This window comes from Pseudomonas sp. BF-RE-21, assembly GCF_019947305.1.
Lineage (GTDB): Bacteria > Pseudomonadota > Gammaproteobacteria > Pseudomonadales > Pseudomonadaceae > Aquipseudomonas > Aquipseudomonas migulae.
This window is the reverse complement of the sequence record NZ_JAGYGF010000054.1, coordinates 24903-44939: the sequence shown is the minus strand read 5'-3', so window position 1 is coordinate 44939 and position 20037 is coordinate 24903. Positions and strand designations below refer to the sequence as shown.

Annotated in this window: 22 protein-coding genes; 8 read left to right on the top strand and 14 right to left on the bottom strand. The window is 61.7% G+C overall.

Going from position 1 to position 20037, the window contains the following annotated elements:
* Positions 1-189 precede the first annotated feature (189 nt).
* From KGB25_RS25230 to nirS, 11 genes are read right to left on the bottom strand one after another with little or no spacing between them, the layout of a single operon-like run.
* Positions 190-1680 (bottom strand): cytochrome D1 domain-containing protein, encoded by a 1491-nt coding sequence (locus tag KGB25_RS25230; RefSeq protein ID WP_223437167.1) that lies wholly within the window; start codon positions 1678-1680, stop codon positions 190-192.
* Complete coding sequence (gene cobA, locus KGB25_RS25225) at positions 1677-2516, bottom strand: uroporphyrinogen-III C-methyltransferase (protein WP_008043667.1); 840 nt, start codon at positions 2514-2516, stop codon at positions 1677-1679. The genes KGB25_RS25230 and cobA overlap by 4 nt, the downstream gene beginning before the upstream one ends.
* 52 nt (positions 2517-2568) lie before the next feature.
* Complete coding sequence (nirJ, locus tag KGB25_RS25220; protein WP_223437164.1) at positions 2569-3747, bottom strand: heme d1 biosynthesis radical SAM protein NirJ; 1179 nt, start codon at positions 3745-3747, stop codon at positions 2569-2571.
* Positions 3748-3773: 26 nt separating this feature from the next.
* Positions 3774-4277: an Lrp/AsnC family transcriptional regulator gene (locus KGB25_RS25215; protein ID WP_008043669.1), complete on the bottom strand. Its 504-nt coding sequence runs from the start codon at positions 4275-4277 to the stop codon at positions 3774-3776.
* On the bottom strand, positions 4252-4695 hold the full coding sequence (locus tag KGB25_RS25210; RefSeq protein ID WP_008034421.1) for an Lrp/AsnC family transcriptional regulator: 444 nt from the start codon (positions 4693-4695) through the stop codon (positions 4252-4254). The genes KGB25_RS25215 and KGB25_RS25210 overlap by 26 nt, the downstream gene beginning before the upstream one ends.
* Positions 4688-5203, bottom strand: coding sequence for an Lrp/AsnC family transcriptional regulator (locus KGB25_RS25205; protein WP_008034419.1), 516 nt, complete (start codon positions 5201-5203; stop codon positions 4688-4690). The genes KGB25_RS25210 and KGB25_RS25205 overlap by 8 nt, the downstream gene beginning before the upstream one ends.
* Positions 5200-5658, bottom strand: a complete 459-nt coding sequence (locus KGB25_RS25200; protein WP_008043670.1) for an Lrp/AsnC family transcriptional regulator — start codon at positions 5656-5658, stop codon at positions 5200-5202. The genes KGB25_RS25205 and KGB25_RS25200 overlap by 4 nt, the downstream gene beginning before the upstream one ends.
* A 1-nt stretch (position 5659) precedes the next feature.
* Positions 5660-6838 carry a cytochrome D1 domain-containing protein gene (locus KGB25_RS25195; protein ID WP_207286764.1) on the bottom strand — a complete coding sequence of 393 codons (1179 nt, stop codon included), beginning with the start codon at positions 6836-6838 and terminating at the stop codon, positions 5660-5662.
* Positions 6835-7158, bottom strand: a complete 324-nt coding sequence (locus tag KGB25_RS25190) for a c-type cytochrome (protein WP_223437171.1) — start codon at positions 7156-7158, stop codon at positions 6835-6837. Before KGB25_RS25190 ends, KGB25_RS25195 begins: the two co-directional genes overlap by 4 nt.
* Positions 7159-7177: 19 nt before the next feature.
* On the bottom strand, positions 7178-7492 hold the full coding sequence (locus KGB25_RS25185; RefSeq protein WP_008043673.1) for a c-type cytochrome: 315 nt from the start codon (positions 7490-7492) through the stop codon (positions 7178-7180).
* Positions 7493-7516: 24 nt separating this feature from the next.
* Positions 7517-9085, bottom strand: coding sequence for a nitrite reductase (nirS, locus tag KGB25_RS25180; protein WP_223413864.1), 1569 nt, complete (start codon positions 9083-9085; stop codon positions 7517-7519).
* Positions 9086-9398: 313 nt separating this feature from the next.
* On the opposite strand from nirS, the gene KGB25_RS25175 reads away from it, so the two are divergent.
* The 6 genes from KGB25_RS25175 to KGB25_RS25150 all read left to right on the top strand — a co-directional run bounded on the left by KGB25_RS25175 (position 9399) and on the right by KGB25_RS25150 (position 16198).
* Entirely contained in the window at positions 9399-10202 is an 804-nt protein-coding gene (locus tag KGB25_RS25175) for a CbbQ/NirQ/NorQ/GpvN family protein (RefSeq protein WP_008034410.1), read from the top strand.
* The gene (locus KGB25_RS25170; RefSeq protein ID WP_223437162.1) at positions 10186-10773 is read left to right on the top strand and encodes a cytochrome c oxidase subunit 3 family protein; all 588 of its coding nucleotides are present in this window, start codon (positions 10186-10188) and stop codon (positions 10771-10773) included. The genes KGB25_RS25175 and KGB25_RS25170 overlap by 17 nt, the downstream gene beginning before the upstream one ends.
* A 10-nt stretch (positions 10774-10783) precedes the next feature.
* Positions 10784-11041 carry a cytochrome C oxidase subunit IV family protein gene (locus KGB25_RS25165; RefSeq protein ID WP_223437160.1) on the top strand — a complete coding sequence of 86 codons (258 nt, stop codon included), beginning with the start codon at positions 10784-10786 and terminating at the stop codon, positions 11039-11041.
* A 1366-nt stretch (positions 11042-12407) separates the two neighbouring features.
* Positions 12408-12848, top strand: coding sequence for a c-type cytochrome (locus KGB25_RS25160; RefSeq protein ID WP_008029662.1), 441 nt, complete (start codon positions 12408-12410; stop codon positions 12846-12848).
* Positions 12849-12851: 3 nt separating this feature from the next.
* A complete protein-coding gene (locus KGB25_RS25155; protein WP_008029660.1) occupies positions 12852-14279 on the top strand; it encodes a cbb3-type cytochrome c oxidase subunit I in 1428 nt (475 codons plus the stop codon).
* 77 nt (positions 14280-14356) lie between these two features.
* Entirely contained in the window at positions 14357-16198 is a 1842-nt protein-coding gene (locus KGB25_RS25150; protein WP_008029658.1) for a nitric oxide reductase activation protein NorD, read from the top strand.
* Between the two features lie 8 nt (positions 16199-16206).
* Here KGB25_RS25150 and KGB25_RS25145 read toward each other — a convergent pair whose 3' ends face one another.
* Together KGB25_RS25145 and KGB25_RS25140 are read right to left on the bottom strand one after the other, a co-directional pair.
* Positions 16207-16389 carry a protein DnrP gene (locus tag KGB25_RS25145; protein WP_223437169.1) on the bottom strand — a complete coding sequence of 61 codons (183 nt, stop codon included), beginning with the start codon at positions 16387-16389 and terminating at the stop codon, positions 16207-16209.
* A 5-nt stretch (positions 16390-16394) separates the two neighbouring features.
* The gene (locus KGB25_RS25140; protein WP_008029654.1) at positions 16395-17078 is read right to left on the bottom strand and encodes a Crp/Fnr family transcriptional regulator; all 684 of its coding nucleotides are present in this window, start codon (positions 17076-17078) and stop codon (positions 16395-16397) included.
* Positions 17079-17549: 471 nt separating this feature from the next.
* Here KGB25_RS25140 and KGB25_RS25135 point away from each other — a divergent pair, with 471 nt between their 5' ends.
* Both KGB25_RS25135 and KGB25_RS25130 read left to right on the top strand, forming a co-directional pair.
* Entirely contained in the window at positions 17550-18740 is a 1191-nt protein-coding gene (locus KGB25_RS25135) for an NnrS family protein (protein ID WP_223437158.1), read from the top strand.
* Between the two features lie 28 nt (positions 18741-18768).
* Complete coding sequence (locus KGB25_RS25130; protein WP_008029649.1) at positions 18769-19206, top strand: CopD family copper resistance protein; 438 nt, start codon at positions 18769-18771, stop codon at positions 19204-19206.
* Between the two features lie 108 nt (positions 19207-19314).
* Here the strand turns inward: KGB25_RS25130 and ytfE are convergent, their stop codons facing one another.
* A complete protein-coding gene (gene ytfE / locus KGB25_RS25125; RefSeq protein WP_008029646.1) occupies positions 19315-19989 on the bottom strand; it encodes an iron-sulfur cluster repair protein YtfE in 675 nt (224 codons plus the stop codon).
* Positions 19990-20037 lie beyond the last annotated feature (48 nt).

Genomic DNA, 20037 nt, shown 5'->3' with positions numbered 1-20037 from the left:
CCATGGATGGCCGATGGCGGCGGGCCCACGGAGCAGGACCGGAGCGAGGGCATGCCGAGCCTAGGCGAGGCACCGAACGAAAGGGGCAAGAGCCCTTGGTTACTTGGGGCTTTTCCAAGTGACTCGCCGTAAGGGCGAAACCGCCAGCCGCCATCACCAAAAAAACGGATATACACCCAACCCCAACCCCTAATGCGAAGTCCCCTCCACAAACTCAATCTTGTTGCCAACGTTGTACTTGCCCGACGGCTTGTTCATCGGGATACGCTTTATCTCCTCAAGCGTGTCACTGTCATAAACAATCAGCGCCCCATCGGTGGCCCAAATGCTCAGCAGCAAGTGCCGACCATCGCGAGTGAACTCGACGTGCGCCGCCGTCTTGCCAGGCATCGGACGCAAGGTACGGGCGATTTCCAGAGTCTGTTTGTCGATCAAATGAATCGCATCGTTGTCCGGCCCGAAGAACACATCCGTCCAGGCATACCGCGAATTGACGTGACTGCGCATGAAAAACCCCGGCCCCAACGTCGGGATTTCCTTGATCAGCTTCCAGGTCTTGAAATCGATGACCGAGATCAGCCCCTTGCTGATGTTCGGCGTGGCAAACACCCACTGACCGTTGCGTTTCCAATAGGTCCCGGACCCCAGGTGCGGCATGCCCGGTAACGGAATGTCGGTGACCACCTTGCCACTGTCGAGGTCGATCACCTGACCACCTTTGGCCTTGCGCGACGTGGCCAGCAACTGCTTGTAGTCCGGTGAAAAGGAAAAGTCGTCGAGCATGTCCTCAGCCTCGATCCGTCGCGGTTCGAAGTCCGGAGTCCCGGCGCTCGATAGTTCCCAGACTTCCTTCACGTCCTTGAGCGCGACGATGAAACTGTCCCGTGGCGGCGCGGTGTAGACCGCGCTGACCCGTGACGCGGTGCCGTCCTGGCCGATGGCTGGAATGGTTTTGACCAGCGACAGATCGCGGGCATCCAGCACGACAAGATTGCCCGGCAAATAGTTACCCACCAACACCCAGCGACCATCCTTGCTCACCGCCAGGTTACGGGTGTTGAGCCCGGCGCGGACCTCGGCGATCAGCTTCAGGTTGTGCAGGTCGTACAGGCTGACCCAGCCATCGCGCGAGGCGACGTAGACGAAGCGCCCGTCGGGTGAGAACTTCGGCCCGCCATGCACGGCAAAGTGCGAGGTAAACCGCGCCAGCACTTCGAAACGATCGCCGTCGAGGATGTTGATGTGGTGATCGCCAGCTTCCACCACCACGAACAGGTTCAGCGGATCGGCGCCATGCTGGGGCGTGGTGGGCAGCTTGCTGATGTCGGCGAGCATCGAGTGACTGCCGCGAATCTCGTCGTTGCTCCAGGTCGGCGGGGTGGCGGGCGGTTGCTGAAGGTAGCTCACCAGCGCGTCGATCTGCGCCGGGTTGAACACGTTGGCAAACCCGGCCATCTGGCTTGCGGGGCGGCCGTTCTGGATCACGCTGCGGATTTCATCGGGTTTGATCCGGCTCAGACTCTCTGGCAACAACGCCGGCCCGGTACCGCCGAAACGGTTGGCGCCATGGCAGCTTTGGCAATGCTGGCGGTAGTCGTTCGCGGCGTGTTCAAGTGCCGGATCAGCGGCGCCAGCGACAGCACTGACCCATAACAACGGCAGCAGCAGCCCGCGCTTCATAGCGCCACCTTGCCGTGCCGTTGCAACGCCTGGACAGGATAAAAGCGCGCCGGGTATTCCATCGGTTGTGCCGCGAACAGATCGACCACCTTGCCGATCACCGTCAGCGTCGGGATACCGGGCGGGCACTCCAGCGCCAACGTCGGCAGTTGGTGCAACAAACCACGGGCAACGTGCTGGTCGGGTCGCGTGCCGTTGCTGATCAGCGCTGCCGGTGTGTCGGCCGACAACCCGGCCTCGATCAGGTGCCGGGCGATCACCCCGAGGTTCGATAAGCCCATGTAAAACACCAGGGTCTGGCTGCTGTCGGCCAGATCGCGCCAAGGCAGTTTCAACTCGCCGTCGTGTTGCAAGTGGCCGGTGATGAATCGACAGGAATTGACCAGGTCCCGGTGCGTCAGCGGGATGCCGGCGTAAGCGCTGCACCCGGACGCGGCGGTGATGCCCGGCACCACCTGGCAGTCGATGTTGCGCTGCAGCAGATACTGCAACTCCTCGGCGCCGCGACCGAAAATGAACGGGTCGCCACCCTTGAGCCGGACCACGCGTTGCCCTTGCTCGGCAAGGTCGGCCAGCAGCTCGTTGATTTGTTCCTGGGGCAGGCTGTGGCAGCCGCTGGCCTTGCCGACGTAATGCCGGGCGCAAGTGAGGGGGATCAGCGTCAGCAGGTCGGGGCTGATCAGACGGTCGTAAACCACGGCGTCGGCCTGCATCAACAGGCTCCAGGCGCGCAGGGTCAGCAGGCGTGGATCGCCGGGACCCGCGCCGACCAGGGCGACTTCGCCCGGTCTGAACAGGGACGCAAGTGCGGCCGGTAAAATAATCGATGGGTACATGGGACGTCCTTGGTTCTTCATCAGGTTGGCCGGGGCTTGCCAGGCGGATGCTTCAGTGCATGACGCAAGGGATTGTCGTGATGGGCGGCACACCGATTTCTTCATCGCTGAGGTGGCAACCGGGGTCCTGCCCCCACAGATCGCCTTCGGCCCAGGCGCGGGTTCGGGTGTTGCCGTTGCAGATGTCCAGCCAGCGGCATTGGCCACAGCGGCCGCCGACGGCGCGCGGATGCGCCCGCAGCTGTTGCAACAAGGTGTCCGGCCGGTCCAGCCACAGCGTGCGAAACGGTGTGTGCCGCACGTTGCCCACCGAGTGCTGCCACCAATAGGTGTCCGGGTGCACTTCGCCGGTGTTGTCGATGTTGGCGATGCCACTGCCCGAGGCATTGCCGCCCCAGGCGCGCAGCATGTGTTCCAGGCGCGGGTAATGTTCGGGCAGATGCAGCCCTACCCATTGCAGCAACAGAACCGCGTCGGCATCGTTGTTGCCGCTGACGAAATCGCTGTCGCGACCCTGCGCGATGTCTTCCCAGGCGCGTTCGAAAATCTGCGTCATCGCCTCGCGGCTCATCTGTTGCCGGGCGTCGAGCTGGCGGCTGCGTTTGCCGCGACCGCTGTAGTTGAGGTGCGACAGGTAAAACTTTTGCACGTCGTACTCGCGCATCAGCGCCAGCAATTGGGGAAGCTGCGCATGGTTTTCCTGGGTCAGGGTGGTGCGCAGGCCGACCCGAATACCTTGTTCGCGACAGAGGCGGATCGCCCGCATGGAACTGGCAAAACTGCCCTTGAGTTGGCGGAAGGCGTCATGGGTGGCTTCCAGGCCATCGATGCTGATCCCGACATAGTCGAAATTCGCCGCACGGATCTGCGTGATGTTGTGCTCATCGATCAGCGTGCCGTTGGTGGACAAGGCAACAAAGAAACCCTTGGCGCGGGCATAGGCGCTGAGCACAAACAGATCGTCACGCAGCAGCGGTTCACCGCCGGACAGGATGAGCACCTTCACTCCGGCAGCGTGCAGATCATCGATCACGCTCAGTGCGGCGGGCGTATCCAGTTCATCGCGAAAGACACTGTCGGCCGAGGTTGCGTAGCAGTGTTTGCAGGTCAGGTTGCAGCGCCGCAGCAGGTTCCAGATCACCACGGGCGGCCGGTTGCTGCCCGGTGGGCTGGTTCTGGGGGCGGGCGCCTGGCCGGCCAGCGCACGCAGGTATTGGCTGATCCTTAACATGCAACTCTCCTTGAGTCGGCGCGCCTTCAGTGCGTTGCGGGTGGCAGGCGCAATCCGGTTTTTTTCAGGATGCGGCTGCTCACCAGCATCTCGTCGGCGGCACAGGCATCGCCCAGCAAGTAGCGCAGGTGTTCGCGGTAGCTGTCGATTTCTTCGCTGCTGCGTCCGTGCACCATGGCAAACAGGTTGTAGCGCCAGTCCTCACGGCGCGGGCGTCGATAGCAATGGCTGACAAAGGGCTGAGCACCGATCAGCGCACCGAGGCGCGGCATGTCGGCGTCGCGCACATCCCAGACCGTCATGCCGTTGTAGCGATAACCCAGGCGATAGTGGTTGGGGACGGCGGCGATGCGCCGGATGGCGCCCTCGGCCTGCAAGCGCTTGAGCAAGTCCAGGGTGGATTCGATGCTCAAGTCCAGCTGCTCGGCGAGCCAGGCCCAAGGGTCGTCCAGTAAGGGCAGGCCGGTCTGGGTCAGCTCGATCAGGCGATGGGCCAGGGTGTCTTCAGACCGGGAAATACAAACCGACATGGTAGGTCTCCTCTTTGGGCAGATTCAGCAGCGGCAAGCCGGTCAGGGATTCAATGCGCTGCAGGGTCTCGGCGATGCCTTGTTCGGTCGGGCAACCGAGCACAAACCACATGTTCCAGGGGTGTTCGCGTCGATAGTTGTGGGCCACTTCCGGCAGGGCGTGCAGTTGCTCGGCGACGTCTTCGAAGCGTTCTTCCGGCACCGCCAGCGCCGCGAGCGTGAAGGCACCGCCCAGCCGTTCAATGTCGAACATCGGGCCGAAGCGTGTGAGTACGCCGTCTTCCAGCAGTGCGTGGAGCCGATCGAGCAGTTCGCTGCTGCTGCTTTGCAGTTCGGCGGCCAGTACTTTCCAGGGATGGCGCACCAGCGGCAGGCCCAGTTGCAAGCGGTTGATCAGTCGACGGTCGAGGTCATCCACGGTCGGAGGCTCCTGTTGATGAAGGCGCAAAGCGCCCGCCGCATTGTTTGAAGGCGTGGGTGCTGAACAGCAGTTGGTGGGGCAGGTCGCTCAGCAGGTGTTCTTCGAGCAGCGCCTGAATGTGCGCCGCGACTTGATCGCGTTGGCGACCGTGAACCATGCAGAACAGGTTGTATCGCCAGTCAGGCAGGCGTCGCGGCCGCTGATAGCAGAGGGTGATGCCGGGCGCTCGCCCAAGGCGCTGGCCGACTTCGTCGATCAACGCGTCCGGAATGTCCAGCACCAGCATCGCGTTGGCGGTAAAGCCCAGCGCGCGATGGTTGAGCACCAGGCCAACCCGGCGGAACAACCCTTGCTCGTGCCACTGGTGCATTTGCGCGAGCACCTGGTTTTCCTCGGCGTTGATCCGTTCGGCGAGTGCCTGATAAGGACGCGAGACCAGCGGCAACCCGCCTTCCAGGTGCCGACGCAGGGCCAGTGCCTGTTTGGGATTCAATGGCGCTTTCATCGGCTTTCTCCCAGGGCAAAGCCGAGGTCGATGCGGTAAGCGGTCAACATCGGCAGGTCCAGTGGGGTGAGGCCGGTGTCGTACTCCAGTTCTTCGAGAATGCGCTCGATGTGTTGGCGATCGGGGCCGGTCAACACAAACCACAGGTTGTAGTGATGCTCGCGCGCATAGTTGTGATTGACCTCGGGGTATTGGCTGACGCGCTTGGCAACTTGATGCAGGCGTTCGGCGGGCACGGCGAGGGCGGCGAGGGTGCTGGCGCCGGCACGGCTGTGGTCGAACACCGGGCCGATCCGCGACAAGGCCCCGGCCAGTTCCAGGCGTTGCAGGCAGGCGATCACTTGCGACTCGCTGCAACCCAACACCTGGGCCATTTCGAGATAAGGTTCAGGGCACAGCGGCATGCCATGCTGGAAGCGATCGATCAGTTGGCAGGCAAGCAGGTCGAGGTCCATTTCAATAGCCCATTTTTTGTGCGCGGCTGCTGAAGAAGATGCCGCTCGGTGCGGTGGCCGGCAGGGTGCTCAGCTGTTTCAGGCTGTACGGGTCCCAGACCTGAACCTGATTGCCGTCGCGTAACGACAGCCACAGCTGATCGCCGCGTGCGGTGAATTCCATGTGCAGCACCGCCGGGCCGGGTCGCAGGTCGGCGACCACGGCGTGGGTTTCGGTGTCGATCACCTGGACCCGATCGTTGTCCGGGTAGGCGAAATTGACCCACAGTTGCCGACCGTCCGGGCGCGAGGTGACGAACACCGGTTGGCCGGCCACAGGGATCACGGCGCTCTGCTGCCAGGTGCGCGAATCCATCACCAACACTTGATGGCGACCGACAGCGGGCACGAAGGCCTGATGGTCGGCGACGGCCCAGCCCTCAAGGTGCGGCATTTTGTAGACCGGCAGTTTTGCCTGGCCGCGTCCGTAATCACCGAGCACCCGCTTTACCCCACGCTCGGGATGCCAGAGGTCGAGTTGCGCCATGCCGTCTTCGCCGAACAGGCCGGCCATGTAGTAGCGCCCGTCCGGGGTGATCAGCGCGTCGTAGGGTTGCTCGCCGATGTCGGTGAAGCGGCTGATCTGCGGGGTGGTGCCCTGGCTGAAATCCAGGGTCCAGATCTCGCCGGTGTCGAACAGGCTGAACACAAAACGCTGGCCGGGCGCGTCGACCAGGCCGACCACGCGGGAACGCTTGCTGCCATCGGCCAGCGGGGTGGCGGGAATGTCGGCCACCAGCTGCAAGGTCTGTGCATCAAAGACCTTGACCCCGCCGGGCACATAGTTGGAGACCGCGATCAGCTTGCCGTCCTGACTGATGGCGCCGCCGATGCTGTTGCCGCCCTGGATCACTCGGTGATCGATGCGTCGGGTCAGCAGGTCGATCTTGCTCAGACCGCCGTCGCGGCCGAACACATAGGCATAGCGCTGGTCGCGGGAGAACACCACCGAGGCGTGGGACAGGTCGCCCAACCCTTCGAGCCGGGCCAGCGAAGTGCGGTTGTCGCTTTCGATGATTTGCAGGCTGCCGGTGGCGCGTTCCACCACCACGCCCAAGTCGCCGGTGCCACGCAAGGGTGGCTGAGCGCAGGCGGACAATAACAGCCCGGTCGCCGCTGACAGCAGGATTGAACGGATCATGGTGCGGGATATCCCTGGAGAAGAAGATCGATCAGCCAACGGATGTCGGCGGTGCTGAGCAGCGGGGCCCAACCGGGCATCGCGGTGCCGGGCCGGCCATGGGTGACGGTGGCGATCAGGCTGTCCCTGGACTTGCCCGCCAGCGCTGTGCGGGTCAGTTCGGGGCCGAGGCCGCCGGTCATGTGCAGCCCATGGCAGGCGCCGCAGTCCTGGGCCAGCAGGTGTTCGAGTTGCGCCTGACGCTGGGCGTCGGGCGCGGCAACCGTGGTTGCGCAAATGAGGAGGAGGGCCGCCAGAACCAGAGCCTTTGGAAAAATCATCATGGCGCCCTCCAGGCGGTTATTTGAGCGTCAGGACCCAGGTCGCGAGAATCTTCGCTTCCTCATCCGTGACCGGGTTTGCCGGCATCGGCATCGGTCCCCAATTGCCCTGTGTGCCGTTTTTGATATGACTGGCCAGGGTGTCCGCGGCCCCGGCTACGCCCGCATTCTTGGCCGCTACATCCTTGAGTGCCGGGCCGACCAGTTTGGTGTCGATGGAGTGGCAGGCTGCGCAGGGTTTGCTCTTGAACAGCTCCAGCGCGTCCTGGGCCATGGCCGGTTGCACGCTCAGCGCAGCGGTCAGGGCGAACAGTGAAAGCAGAGTATTTTTCATGGTGTTTCCTTGCATTGATGGAGCTCAATAGATGTCGTGTTGGGTGTTGTAGACGTTGAACTTTCCGGTGGGTGTGATCAGTCGTTTGTCCTTGATGACTGACTTGAGCTTCAGGGTTTTATCGTCGATCACCACCAGCGCCGATTCGTCGGCCTGGCCGCTCCACACGGAGAACCAGACTTCATCGCCGGCCTTGTTGTATTCCGGTTGCACGACGCGCATCGCCCCTTGCTTGATGCCCGCGTATTCGGCGATGGGCAGCACGGTGTAGCCGGCGTCGAGCTTGTCGATGTTGAACACCGCCACCGACTGACTGAGTTTTGCGTCCGGGTTGAGGGTGGTGTCGACGTACAAGTGACGGGAGTTGGGGTGGGTCTTGATGAACAGCGATCCACCGCCCTGGCCCTTGATCGAGGCGACCTGTTTCCAGGCGTATTGCGCGTGTTTGACCGGGTCGGTGCCGATCAGCGAGATGCCTTCATCGCCCAGGTGGCTGGTGGCCCAGACCGGTCCGTAGGTCGGGTGGTCGAAGTTGGCGCCGCGCCCAGGGTGCGGGGTTTTGCCGACGTCCACGAGCGCGGTCAACTTGCGCTCCTTGGAGTCGATCACGGCGACTTTGTTGGAGTTGTTGGCGGCGGTCATGAAGTAGCGGTGCGTGCTGTCCCAACCGCCGTCATGCAGGAACGGCGCGGCGTCGATGGAGGTGACGGTGAGGTTCTTGATGTCCTGGTAATTGACCAGCATGACCTTGCCGGTTTCCTTGACGTTGACGATGAACTCCGGCCATTCGTGGGACGCGATGATCGCCGCGACCCTCGGCTCAGGGTGATATTCCTGCTTGTCGACGGTCATGCCGCGTGTCGAGACGATCTGCTTCGGCTCCAGGGTTTCGCCGTCCATGATGGTGAACTGCGGCGGCCAATAGGAACCGGCGATGGTGTACTTGTCTTCGTAGCCCTTGAATTTTGAGGTCTCGACCGAGCGCGCTTCGATGCCCACTTTGACTTCGGCGACCTTGGTCGGCTCCACCGGCCACAGGTCGATCATGTCGATCCGGGCGTCGCGGCCAATCACCAGCAAGTAGCGGCCCGAGGCGGAGATCCGCGAGATGTGCACCGCATAACCGGTCTCGATCAGCTTGACGATTTTCTTGCTGTCGCCGTCGATCAGGGCAATCTTGCCGTCATCGCGCAACGTCACCGAAAACAGGTTGGGCAGGTCAAGTTTGCTCAGTTGTTTTTTCGGACGATCCTCGGGTTTGACCAGCACCTTCCAGGTTTTCAGCGTCTCGGCCATGCCCCATTCCGGTGGTGTCGGCGGCGTGTGCTGAACGAACTTGGCCATGGCCGTGATTTGCTCCTTGGTCAGGGCATTGGACGTCCCCCAGTTCGGCATGCCTGCCGGTGAACCGTAGGTAATCAAAGCCTCCAGGAACGGTTGCCCGCGCGACTGGGTGATGTCCGGGGTCAGCGGCTTGCCGGTCGCCCCTTTGCGCAGCACGCCGTGACAGCCGGCGCAGCGCTGGAAGTAGATTTCCTTGGATGAATCGAACTCGGCCCGGCTCATGTCGGGAGCGCCAGCGGTTTTGACCATGGGCGGTGAGGCGGCGGGCTCGTTGGCTCTGGCTGCGTGAGACACCGCAAAGGCCAGTGTCGAACACAGGGTGGCGACGGTCAGAGCAAACGTTTTTCTATTGCTGATCAGCATTCCATTTCTCCTCAGGCAAGACCTTTGCGATGCGCTGGAACGACAGCGCAGGACGCAGGTTCTTAGTGCGCTGCAAGGCTATGCCCGAGCAGGCCAATGCCCGCTTGACGGCGATCAAGTTTGTCGGCCATGTCACTTGCCAGGTTGTCGCAGGGGTCCGTAGCGTGTCCCTCAATTCTGTTGTTGAATCAGGTGCCCCATGGACCATCTCCCGTCTGGCGAACACAAGGCCGAACCCTTCTATCAACCGCTCAACAATGAGGAGGCGCTGTTCGAGCAGGCCTGGCAACACGGCATGCCGGTGCTGATCAAGGGGCCGACCGGTTGCGGCAAGACCCGTTTCGTCCAGCACATGGCGCATCGGTTGAACTTGCCGCTGTACACCGTGGCGTGCCACGACGACCTGAGCGCGGCTGACTTGATCGGTCGCCATCTGATCGGTGCCCAAGGCACTTGGTGGCAGGACGGACCGCTGACCCGCGCGGTGCGTGAAGGCGGCATTTGTTATCTCGACGAAGTGGTCGAGGCGCGCCAGGACACCGTGGTGGTGTTGCATCCGCTGGCCGACGATCGTCGCGAATTGTTCCTGGAGCGCACCGGCGAGGTGTTGCAGGCGCCGCCGTCCTTCATGCTGGTGGTGTCCTACAACCCCGGTTACCAGAACCTGCTCAAAGGCATGAAGCCCAGTACCCGACAACGCTTCGTGGCGATGCGTTTCGATTACCCGCCGGTGGCCGAAGAGGAGCGCATTGTTGCCCGCGAGGCTCAGGTGGACAGCGCGCTGGCGGCGCAAGTGGTCAGGCTGGGGCAGGCGCTACGGCGGCTCGATCAGCATGATCTGGAGGAAGTCGCTTCGACGCGGTTGCTGATTTTCACCGCACGAATGATCCGCGCCGGCATGAGCCCGCGTGAGGCGTGCATGGCCTGCCTGGCCGAACCATTGAGCGACGATCCGCTGACCGTTGCGGCGCTGATGGACGTGGTTGATGTCCACTTCGGTTGAACCCGGCGGTGTTGCGCCCAGGCATTTGCCGGGCGATCTGGCGATGTGGTTTTTCATTCTGGCCGAGCTGTCGGTGTTTGCCATTCTGATTCTGGTGTTCGCCGTGACCCAGGCACTCAAGCCGCAGCTGTTCAGCGAAAGCCGTCTGTTGCTGAACACGTCGACCGGTCTGGCGATGACCCTGAGCCTGCTCACCGCCGGGCTGTTCGCGGCGCTGGCGCAGGCGCAAGTCAGGCGCTCACGGCCTCGCCACGGCGCTGTCTGGTTGCTGGCGGCGTTGCTCGTCGCCAGTGTCTATGTGGTGTTGAAAGTCACCGAGTACCGACACTTGCTGGCCTCGGGGCTGGGGATGGAGCACAACACGTTTTTCACGTTGTACTGGATCCTCACCGGGTTTCATTTTCTTCATGTGTTGCTTGGCATGTTCATCCTCGGATGGCTGGCCGAGCGTTGCCGTCGTGGGTTGTACGACGCCAGTAATCGCAGCGGATTTGAATCCGGCGTGTTGTATTGGCACATGGTTGATCTGATCTGGGTGGTGTTGTTTCCGCTGGTTTACGTGCTGGGTTGATGAGGTTTTCATGTCTGCTTCCAGGTTTTTGTTTGTCTGCTGGGCAGCGTTGGCCACGCTGAGCGTAAGCACTGTGTTGCTGGCGCAGTCGGGGGCGACAGGGGTGTTGTCCGTGGCCATTTTGCTGGTGGCGGTCGTCAAGGCCTGGTTGATTACTGATGGCTTCATGGAAATGCGCCATGCGCCGCGATTGTGGCGTCGGTTGTTGGTGAGTTGGGCGTTGGTGTTGGCGGTGGTTGTGGGGGTGATGTTGGTGGTGGTTGATTGAGTACATATCCGTTTCTGTGGTGATGGCGGCTATTGGTTTCGCCCTTACGGCGAGTCACTTGGAAGAGCCCCAAGTAACCAAGGGCTCTTGCCCCTTTCGTTCGGTGCCTCGCTGTGGCTCGGCATGCCCTCGCTCCGGTCCTGCTCCGTGGGCCCGCCGCCATCGGCCATCCCTGGCCGGGGGCGGCTAACCCGGCATCCATGCCGGGTTGCCCACTGCGCAGAACCTCCACTCGGCCTCTCGAGGGGGCGCTCAGATCAAAAGCTGAAGGCGAGCTAACGCTCGGCCTGATGAGTGGTGGAAATCAAAAGCATACGTGCCCCCTGTAGGAGCCGGCTTGCCGGCGAAAATCGTCTGGACAACGCGTTCATTCAGACAGCCCGCGTTATCGTTGACGTCCATCGCCAGCAAGCTGGCTCCTACAAGGGAAATGCGTAGGTGTTTGGATAAATACGATCAACTGTAGGAGCCGGCTTGCCGGCGAAAAGCGTCTAGGCGACGCGTTCATTCAGACACCCCGCGTTATCGTTGACGTCCATCGCCAGCAAGCTGGCTCCTACAAGGGAAATGCGTAGGTGTTTGGATAAATACGATCAACTGTAGGAGCCGGCTTGCCGGCGAAAAGCGTCTAGGCGACGCGTTCATTCAGACACCCCGCGTTATCGTTGACGTCCATCGCCAGCAAGCTGGCTCCTACAAGGGAAATGCGTAGGTGTTTGGATAAATACGATCAACTGTAGGAGCCGGCTTGCCGGCGAAAAGCGTCTAGGCGACGCGTTCATTCAGACACCCCGCGTTATCGTTGACGTCCATCGCCAGCAAGCCGGCTCCTACAGGGGGAATGCGTAGATGTCCGAAATTAGTGCAGCCACCACAGTGCGGGAGTGTGCACACGACCAAAGAGCCAGGTCGGCTTTCAGGCCGCCTCGGCGGCTGTGGCGGTAGTCGCCCCCTCGAGAGGCCGAGTGGAGGTTCTGCGCAGTGGGCAACCCGGCATGGATGCCGGGTTAGCCGCCCCCGGCCATGGATGGCCGATGGCGGCGGGCCCACGGAGCAGGACCGGAGCGAGGGTATGCCGAGCCTGGGCGAGGCACCGAACGAAAGGGGCAAAAGCGCTTTGGTTACTTTCGCGCTTTTCGAAAGTGACTCGCTGTAAAAGCGAAACCATTAGTAGCCGTGACCACAAAAACGGATATGCCTCCCCCCTCAAAAAAACCGACCGCCTGACACAAAGCCATCGCCGGCAAGCCAGTCTCGCTCCCACAGTAATACCCGAGCAAAACCATCGGAGTTTCTTGATCGCCATCAAGCAGGTTTCAACCCTTCGCTTCCTATCATGGACGGGCCAAGCAAAGAGGAAGCGACCATGTCAGAGACCTTCACCAAAGGCATGGCCAGGAACATCTACTTCGGGGGAAGCATCTTCTTCTTCCTGGTATTCCTGGCCTTGACCTACCACACGGAACAGACCTTCCCGGTGCGCAGTAACGAAGCGCAGTTAACCGAATCAGTGATTCGCGGCAAAACAGTCTGGGAGCAAAACAACTGCATCGGCTGCCACACGCTGCTGGGCGAGGGCGCCTACTTTGCGCCTGAGCTGGGCAACGTCTTTCAGCGGCGCGGCGGGGAGCAGGGCTTCAAACCTTTCCTGCATGCCTGGATGAAAATGCAGCCGCTGGGCGTACCGGGCCGGCGCGCGATGCCTCAGTTCAAATTGAGTGACCAGGAGGTGGATGACATCGCCGAGTTCCTCAAATGGAGCTCGAACATCAACACCAATGGCTGGCCGCCAAACAAGGAGGGCTGAGCAATGAGCATTGCCAATCCACATCTGAAATTCGCCTCGCAAGCCGTGGCCAAACCGTACTTCGTGTTTGCCCTGATCCTGTTCCTCGGTCAGGTGCTGTTCGGTTTGATCATGGGCCTGCAATACGTGATCGGAGACTTTCTGTTCCCGATCATTCCGTTCAACGTGGCGCGGATGGTGCACACCAACCTGCTGATTGTCTGGCTGCTGTTCGGCTTCATGGGCGCGGCCTACTACCTGATCCCGGAAGAAGCCGACCGAGAGCTGCACAGCCCGAAACTGGCGATCCTCCTGTTCTGGGTGTTCGCCGCCGCCGGTGTGTTGACGATCCTGGGCTACCTGCTGGTGCCTTATGCGGGCCTGGCCAGGCTGACCCACAACGAGTTGCTGCCGACCATGGGCCGGGAGTTTCTCGAGCAGCCGACCATCACCAAGATGGGCATCGTGGTGGTGTGCCTGGGTTTCCTCTACAACATCGGCATGACCCTGCTCAAAGGTCGCAAGACCACCGTCAGCATGGTGATGATGACCGGGTTGATCGGGCTCGCAGTGTTCTTCCTGTTCTCCTTCTACAACCCCGGCAACCTCGCCCGTGACAAGTTTTACTGGTGGTGGGTGGTGCATCTTTGGGTGGAAGGCGTGTGGGAATTGATCATGGGTTCGATGCTCGCCTTCGTGCTGATCAAGATCACCGGGGTAGACCGGGAAGTCGTGGAAAAATGGCTGTACGTGATCATCGCCATGGCGCTGATTACCGGGATCATCGGCACCGGTCACCACTTCTTCTGGATCGGTGCGCCCGAGGTCTGGTTGTGGGTCGGCTCGATCTTTTCCGCCATGGAACCGCTGCCGTTCCTGGCCATGGTGATCTTCGCGTTCAGCATGGTGAAAAACCGTCGTCGGCAACACCCGAATCGTGCGGCCACGCTGTGGGCCAAGGGCACCACGGTCACGGCGTTCTTCGGTGCGGGCGTCTGGGGTTTTCTGCACACGTTGGCCCCGGTCAACTTCTACACCCACGGTTCGCAACTGACGGCGGCTCACGGTCACCTGGCCTTCTACGGCGCTTACGCGATGATCGTGATGACCTTGATCAGCTACGCCATGCCACGCTTGCGCGGCTTGGGTGAAGCCGGCGACGAGCGTTCGCAGACGCTGGAGATCTGGGGCTTCTGGTTGATGACCCTGTCGATGGTGATGATCACGTTGTTCCTCACCGCTGCCGGTGTCGTGCAGGTCTACCTGCAACGCTGGCAGGCCGACGGAATCGCGTTGCCCTTCATGTCCACGGTCGAACATTTGCAAGTGCTGTTCTGGGCCCGCCTGGGTTCCGGTGTGGGTTTCTTCGCCGGGTTGCTCTGCTACTTGTTCAGCTTCAAGCAACGTGGCCGCGCCGCTTTGCGCGCCCCGGCTGCCGTGGTTCCGTCATGAGCCTGCATAACGGCTAGAAAAGGTCGGCCCGGCTGAGACAGCGGGCCGTTTTTTGCTTTGGAAAAAGGGCAACTACCATGGCCTTTACCGTTGAACTGGAAGAGTGGGTCGGCAGTGTCTGGCACCGTTTCATCACCCGGCGCGCCAGTGCGGATTTCCCCGAGGCACGCGTTGAGCTGATCAGCCAGCAACGCCCGCTGGCGCTGTTGTTTCGCGCCATGGGCGGTGCCAACGGTGTCGGCGTCGAAGCCGCCAGCGACCGCGATCTGCTGCTGCGGCGCAACGTGTTGCAGCAGATCGCCGGCACCTGCAAACAAGTGCCGTTGGCGTGGTGCGACGCGGCGAATCTTCGGCTGCCGTCGAGCCTGGCGGTGTTTCCTGACGTCGCTCTGAACGAAGAACTCTATCGTTGGCTCGCGCTGCTGGCGGCGCAGGCCGGGCCGATGCGTCACTGGGGGCGGGACAATCAGCGCTGGACGCAACAGCTGTTGCAGCGCTTCCCCGCGTTGCGCGTCCGCTATCAACGCCTGGTCGATGCTCATCTGCAATTGCGCCCGGATCCGGCCTCGTTGAACCGCAGCGAAGCGGCGCTGGAGCGGGCGTTATGCCAGGCGTTGCGTGAGCCGGGCAGTGTCGAGCATTTTCCTCGTAGCGAACGCGCTGCCTGGCCGTTGCCATTGTGGTTGTACCCGCCGCAAAATTTCGCCAGCGCGCAGGCAGCCGATCTGGGCGATGAATCCGAAGAGTCGTTGACCACGCCACCCGGCGAACAGAAAAGCGGACGCAAACGCGCCACGCGGATCGATGAAAGCACCCGTGATGGCGGGCTGTTGGTGGTGCGCCTGGAGAACCTGTTCAGCTGGACCGAACACGTGGATCTGGATCGCTGGTCGGACGACAGCGAAGACCCGGACGCCGCCCGGGTCGCCGATGACCTGGACGAACTGACGCTGTCGCGCACCCGTCTGCGCAAGGGCGGTGGCCTCAAGCTGCACCTGGATCTGCCGCCGGCCGATGTCGACGATATTCCCTTGGGCGAGGGCATCAAGTTGCCGGAGTGGGACTATCGCAAGCAGCGGATGCAGGACAGCTTCGTCAATCTGCAAATGATGGTGCCGCGCGACTGTGAAGCCCAGCCGCTGCCGCCACGGCTCAAGGCCTCGGCGCGACGTTTGCGCCGTCAGTTCGAGCACCTGCGCAACGACCGCCAGTGGTTACGTCAGCAACCCCAAGGCTCTGAACTGGACATGCAGGCCTGGCTGGATTTTCACGTTGAACGCGAGCATGGCGAGTGCGCCGAACGGGGTTTGTTCATGGAACAACGCCAGACCCGCCGCGACCTCGCGTGCCTGTTGCTGGCCGATGTGTCGATGTCCACCGACGCCCATCTCAACGATGAACATCGTGTCATCGACGTCATCCGCGACAGCCTGCTGCTGTTCGGCGAAACCCTGTCGGTGCTGGGTGATGACTTTGCCCTGTACGGGTTTTCCTCATTGCGTCGCCAGCAAGTGCGCATGCAGGAACTCAAGTCGTTCACCCAGCGATATGACGACAACACCCGAGGTCGCATCCAGGGACTCAAGCCGGGTTATTACACACGCATGGGCGCCGCCATTCGCCAGGCCACCAAACTGCTGGGCACCAGTAAACGTCGGAGCAAATTGTTGTTGCTGCTGACCGACGGCAAACCGAATGATCTGGATTTGTATGAGGGCCGCTACGGTGTCGAAGACACCCGCGAGGCGGTGCGGGAGGCGCGGCGCCAGGGGTTGACGCCGTTCTGCATCACGATTGATCGCGAGGCCGGGGACTACTTGCCGTACATGTTCGGCGCCAATGGCTACACCTTGATCCGCCAGCCCGAACAACTGCCCCTGCGCTTACCGCAGTTGTATCGCCAGTTGACCCAGCCTTGACCCTGGCTTCAGCGCGGCAGCCAGAAAAACATCGCCACGCAAAAAACCGTCAGGCCGATGCAGAACCACATGAACCGATGCTGCCGACGCTCCCCGGCGCGTTCGGCCAGCGCCGGCAGGGGCATGCCGCAGTGGCGGCATTCGGTTTCTTTTGATGGGTTGGCGTGTTGGCAATACAGGCAGACGGGCATGGCGCTCACTCGAACTGTTCCAGGCGTGGACGATCAAGAATGGCGATCTGGCGGCCGTCCTGGGTAATGATTTTTTCATCGATCAGGCGGCGGATGATGCGCGAAAACGTCTCCGGCTGGATCGACAGGTGCCCGGCAATCAGTTGCTTGGCCATCGGCAGTTCGAATTGACTGTCGATGGTTTGCTGGCGCACCAGTTGCGTCAGCAGATAGCGCACGACCCGGTGGGTAGCGTTTTTCAGTGACAGGGTTTCGATTTCGTTGACCCGCTGGTGCAGGCGAACGCAGAGCTTGCCCAGCAGCGCGAAGGTCAGCCGGCTGTTGTTCTGCAGCAAGCGCATGTAGGTGCTGTTGGATAACCGGTAGAGCTGGGTAGGGCAGACCGCTTCGGCCGAGGCCACATAGTTGGGGGTGTCCATCAGCATCATCGCTTCTGCGAAGGTTTGCCGATCGCTGAGCACCTCGAATACTTTCTCCTGCCCGTCGGGTGTCAGGCGGTAGATCTTCACCGCCCCGGCAATCACGAAATAGAACGAATCGGCCGGCTCGCCCTGACGGAACAACGGCTCGCCTTTATCGATGCTCAGCAGTTGGCTGGTACTCATCAATTCATCCAGCTGTTCTTCATTCAATGGCTCGAACAAATGATGACTGCGCAAAATCTGGTGATGGACGCGATGAAGCACCATGGGAATTCATCCTGAAGGTTGAGGAGGTGGCTTGCGATCAAGAATCAGACAAGGCCCAGGGAGATGCCGCTGGCTACCGCCAGGACGGAGGTCAACACCACAAACCAGGCCAGTGGCTGGACGACTTTTTTCATGAGGACTCCCGGGATCGAGTTTGCTTTGAGTTCCCGAGGCTTGAGCAAAACGCGGGCCATGCCTGAAGGCCTTTGTTTATTGGGGTTGTAGACGGACAGGGTAAAAAAGACCCATGCATTCAGGGTAAAAACAACCCTTAAATGGTCATTTTTACCCTGCGTCAGCTACCGTTACAGCTAGGAAGTGCCGCCAGCCGTTGATCTGGAGCGGGGGCACGCCCCTTGCACACTTGATCTGCGACAAAGGCAATTGCTCGGCAATACCCGATGATTGCACCCGGAATTACCTTGCGCGCAGGTTGGCGCCAGGTCAGCAACAAGGTAGAGGAGTGGCTTTATGCAAGTGCTTGACCGCCGTAAAGCGATGGCCATCGCGCCGCTGTTACGTCTGGCCTTTCGGCCGTTCTTCCTCGCGGGCGGCCTGTTGGCCGTGCTGGTCATCCCGCTTTGGCTGGCAGCCTTCAGTGGTTCGTTGTCCGCGTGGCAGCCGGCCGGTGGGTGGCTGGGCTGGCATCGGCATGAATTGCTGTTCGGGTTCGGGCTGGCGATTATTGCGGGCTTCCTGCTGACGGCCGTACAGACCTGGACCGGTCGCCCCGGCCTCAGCGGCAAACCATTGGCCGCGCTGGCGCTGCTGTGGTTGGCGGCGCGCGTGGCGTGGCTGCTCAATGCCCCGTGGCCGCTGCTGGTGGTGCTGGAAATGGCGTTCCCGCTGGCGGTGGCGGCATTGATGGGCTTCACGTTGTGGAAGGTGCGGCAAAAGCGTAACTACCCGATTGTGGTGGTCCTGCTGTTGCTGGCCGGGGCCGACGGGTTGTCCGTGTCGGGGCTGGTCGCAGGTCATGAGGGCTGGCAGCGTCAGGGCGTGCTGACCGGCATCTGGCTGGTGGCGGCCATGATGGGGTTGATCGGCGGCCGCGTGATTCCGTTCTTCACCCAGCGCGGCCTCGGCCGGGTTGACGCTGTTGCCCCTTGGCCATGGCTGGATTGGCTGCTGCTGATTGGCTCGCCACTGGTGGCGTTGCTGTATGCCGTCGGCCCTGCGCTCAACGCCAATGTCTGGGTGGGTTTGTTGTTCGCGGTGCTGGGGGCTGGGCATCTGGTGCGCCTGGTGCGCTGGCAAGATCGCGGCCTGTGGCGCGTGCCGTTGTTGTGGTCGCTGCACCTGGCTTACGGCTGGCTGGCGGTGGCTTGTCTCGGCATGGCGCTGTGGCATTTCGGCGTACCGCTGAACCCGAGCCTGGCAGTGCATTGCCTGACAATCGGCGCCATGGGCGGTCTGGTGCTGGCGATGATCGCGCGGGTAACGCTCGGGCATACCGGCCGTGCGCTGGAGCCACCGTCGGGCATGACCTTGGCGTTCATTTTGCTCAACCTGGCGTGTCTGAGTCGGGTCGTGTTGATTGTGTTTTTCCCTTTGCCGGCGTTGTGGCTGGCCGGTCTGTGCTGGACGCTGGCGTTTGCGCTGTACGCCTGGCGTTATGGGCCGATGCTGCTGCGGGCCCGGGTCGACGGTCATCCGGGATGAGCAGGCCAAAGAATGGAGGCGGGCGATGATGTATCCCTTTTTGTTGATTACGCATTTGCTGGCAGCCATCGCCTTCATCGGCACGCTGTTTTTCGAAGTGGTGATCTGGCACCGCGCCCGCCAGCCGCTGGCAGAAGCGGCGCGAGCAACGGCGGATCAGGCGATTGCCGTGCGCTCGCGCAAGGTGCTGCACGGTGTGGTGTTGCTGTTGTATGGCGCCGGCATCGCGCTCGCCTGGCAACACCGCGGTGTTTTGAGCCAGCCGCTGGCCAGCAGTTTTGGCACCTTGCTGAGCCTGAAAATCATCCTGGCCCTGAGCATCATCGGCCATTACCTGCTGCTGGCGTATTGGTTGAAAAGCGCGCGGCTGTCCACGACCCGCGCGACCTGGATTCGCCGTAGCATCCTCGGGCACATGGTGTTGATCGTGATCCTGGCCAAGGCAATGTTCTATTGGCACGGCTGATGGCGCTGTAAAACCGGTAGTTCTGAGGTGGCGCCATTCGCGAGCAAGCCCGCTCCCACAGGGGAATGTTGATCCCTGTGGGAGCGAGCCTGCTCGCGAAAAGTGTGATCAGTGGTGTGGGTTCAGGGCGTTGATGAACAGCACGTTGTTTTCCAGGTGAATGTGTTGCATCAGGTCGTCCTTGAATTCCAGCAACCCGCGATAGAGTGCGCGCCAGGTGTTGCAGGCATCCGCCGGCGGGGTGATGTGGTGGGTCAGGGCGAGCATCTGTTCCAGCGCTTCGCCATGTTGATCATGTTCGAAACGCAACACCTGGATCGGCGGTGCGGCCTGCGGGCCGATGCCCTGTTGCAGCATCGGGAAGAGCACTTGTTCTTCCTTGAGCATGTGGCCTTCGAGTTCTTGCTGCATGTCGCTCAGCAGATCGGCCAGGCCGTTGGGGCAGGTGCTGCGCGCCCCGTGCACTTGCTCGACGCGTCGGGCCAGGCGGATCAGTTCCGGCAGTTGCTCGCGGTGGCGGGCGTGGTAGCGCGTCAGGAGGTGGGCAATCAACGCCTCGGACGTTTCGGTGCGCCAGTCGTGCTGGGTTTCGCCGGTGTCTTGCAGGGTTTCCAGGGCATCGGCAATCAGCAGCGGATCGAGGTCTTTGCCAAGGGCCGCTTCCCGCAGGCTTTTATGCCCGCCGCAACAGAAGTCCAGTTTGAAGTTGTGAAAGATTCGGGTGGCGCCGGGAATGTCGCAGGCCAGTTGGCCGAGGCTTTGTTCCAGTAGGGTCTGGCTCATCAGGGGTTCCTTGCTTGGGTTTCAACGGTTCCCCTGGCTTGTTGCATC

Excerpts from the sequence above, each read along its gene's own strand:
- KGB25_RS25230 (WP_223437167.1), bottom strand. The coding sequence starts at position 1,680 with ATGAAGCGCGGGCTGCTGCTGCCGTTGTTATGGGTCAGTGCTGTCGCT.
- cobA (WP_008043667.1), bottom strand. The coding sequence starts at position 2,516 with ATGTACCCATCGATTATTTTACCGGCCGCACTTGCGTCCCTGTTCAGA.
- nirJ (WP_223437164.1), bottom strand. The coding sequence starts at position 3,747 with ATGTTAAGGATCAGCCAATACCTGCGTGCGCTGGCCGGCCAGGCGCCC.
- KGB25_RS25215 (WP_008043669.1), bottom strand. The coding sequence starts at position 4,277 with ATGTCGGTTTGTATTTCCCGGTCTGAAGACACCCTGGCCCATCGCCTG.
- KGB25_RS25205 (WP_008034419.1), bottom strand. The coding sequence starts at position 5,203 with ATGAAAGCGCCATTGAATCCCAAACAGGCACTGGCCCTGCGTCGGCAC.
- KGB25_RS25200 (WP_008043670.1), bottom strand. The coding sequence starts at position 5,658 with ATGGACCTCGACCTGCTTGCCTGCCAACTGATCGATCGCTTCCAGCAT.
- KGB25_RS25195 (WP_207286764.1), bottom strand. The coding sequence starts at position 6,838 with ATGATCCGTTCAATCCTGCTGTCAGCGGCGACCGGGCTGTTATTGTCC.
- KGB25_RS25190 (WP_223437171.1), bottom strand. The coding sequence starts at position 7,158 with ATGATTTTTCCAAAGGCTCTGGTTCTGGCGGCCCTCCTCCTCATTTGC.
- KGB25_RS25185 (WP_008043673.1), bottom strand. The coding sequence starts at position 7,492 with ATGAAAAATACTCTGCTTTCACTGTTCGCCCTGACCGCTGCGCTGAGC.
- nirS (WP_223413864.1), bottom strand. The coding sequence starts at position 9,085 with ATGGTCAAAACCGCTGGCGCTCCCGACATGAGCCGGGCCGAGTTCGAT.
- KGB25_RS25175 (WP_008034410.1), top strand. The coding sequence starts at position 9,399 with ATGGACCATCTCCCGTCTGGCGAACACAAGGCCGAACCCTTCTATCAA.
- KGB25_RS25170 (WP_223437162.1), top strand. The coding sequence starts at position 10,186 with ATGTCCACTTCGGTTGAACCCGGCGGTGTTGCGCCCAGGCATTTGCCG.
- KGB25_RS25165 (WP_223437160.1), top strand. The coding sequence starts at position 10,784 with ATGTCTGCTTCCAGGTTTTTGTTTGTCTGCTGGGCAGCGTTGGCCACG.
- KGB25_RS25160 (WP_008029662.1), top strand. The coding sequence starts at position 12,408 with ATGTCAGAGACCTTCACCAAAGGCATGGCCAGGAACATCTACTTCGGG.
- KGB25_RS25155 (WP_008029660.1), top strand. The coding sequence starts at position 12,852 with ATGAGCATTGCCAATCCACATCTGAAATTCGCCTCGCAAGCCGTGGCC.
- KGB25_RS25150 (WP_008029658.1), top strand. The coding sequence starts at position 14,357 with ATGGCCTTTACCGTTGAACTGGAAGAGTGGGTCGGCAGTGTCTGGCAC.
- KGB25_RS25145 (WP_223437169.1), bottom strand. The coding sequence starts at position 16,389 with ATGCCCGTCTGCCTGTATTGCCAACACGCCAACCCATCAAAAGAAACC.
- KGB25_RS25140 (WP_008029654.1), bottom strand. The coding sequence starts at position 17,078 with ATGGTGCTTCATCGCGTCCATCACCAGATTTTGCGCAGTCATCATTTG.
- KGB25_RS25135 (WP_223437158.1), top strand. The coding sequence starts at position 17,550 with ATGCAAGTGCTTGACCGCCGTAAAGCGATGGCCATCGCGCCGCTGTTA.
- KGB25_RS25130 (WP_008029649.1), top strand. The coding sequence starts at position 18,769 with ATGTATCCCTTTTTGTTGATTACGCATTTGCTGGCAGCCATCGCCTTC.
- ytfE (WP_008029646.1), bottom strand. The coding sequence starts at position 19,989 with ATGAGCCAGACCCTACTGGAACAAAGCCTCGGCCAACTGGCCTGCGAC.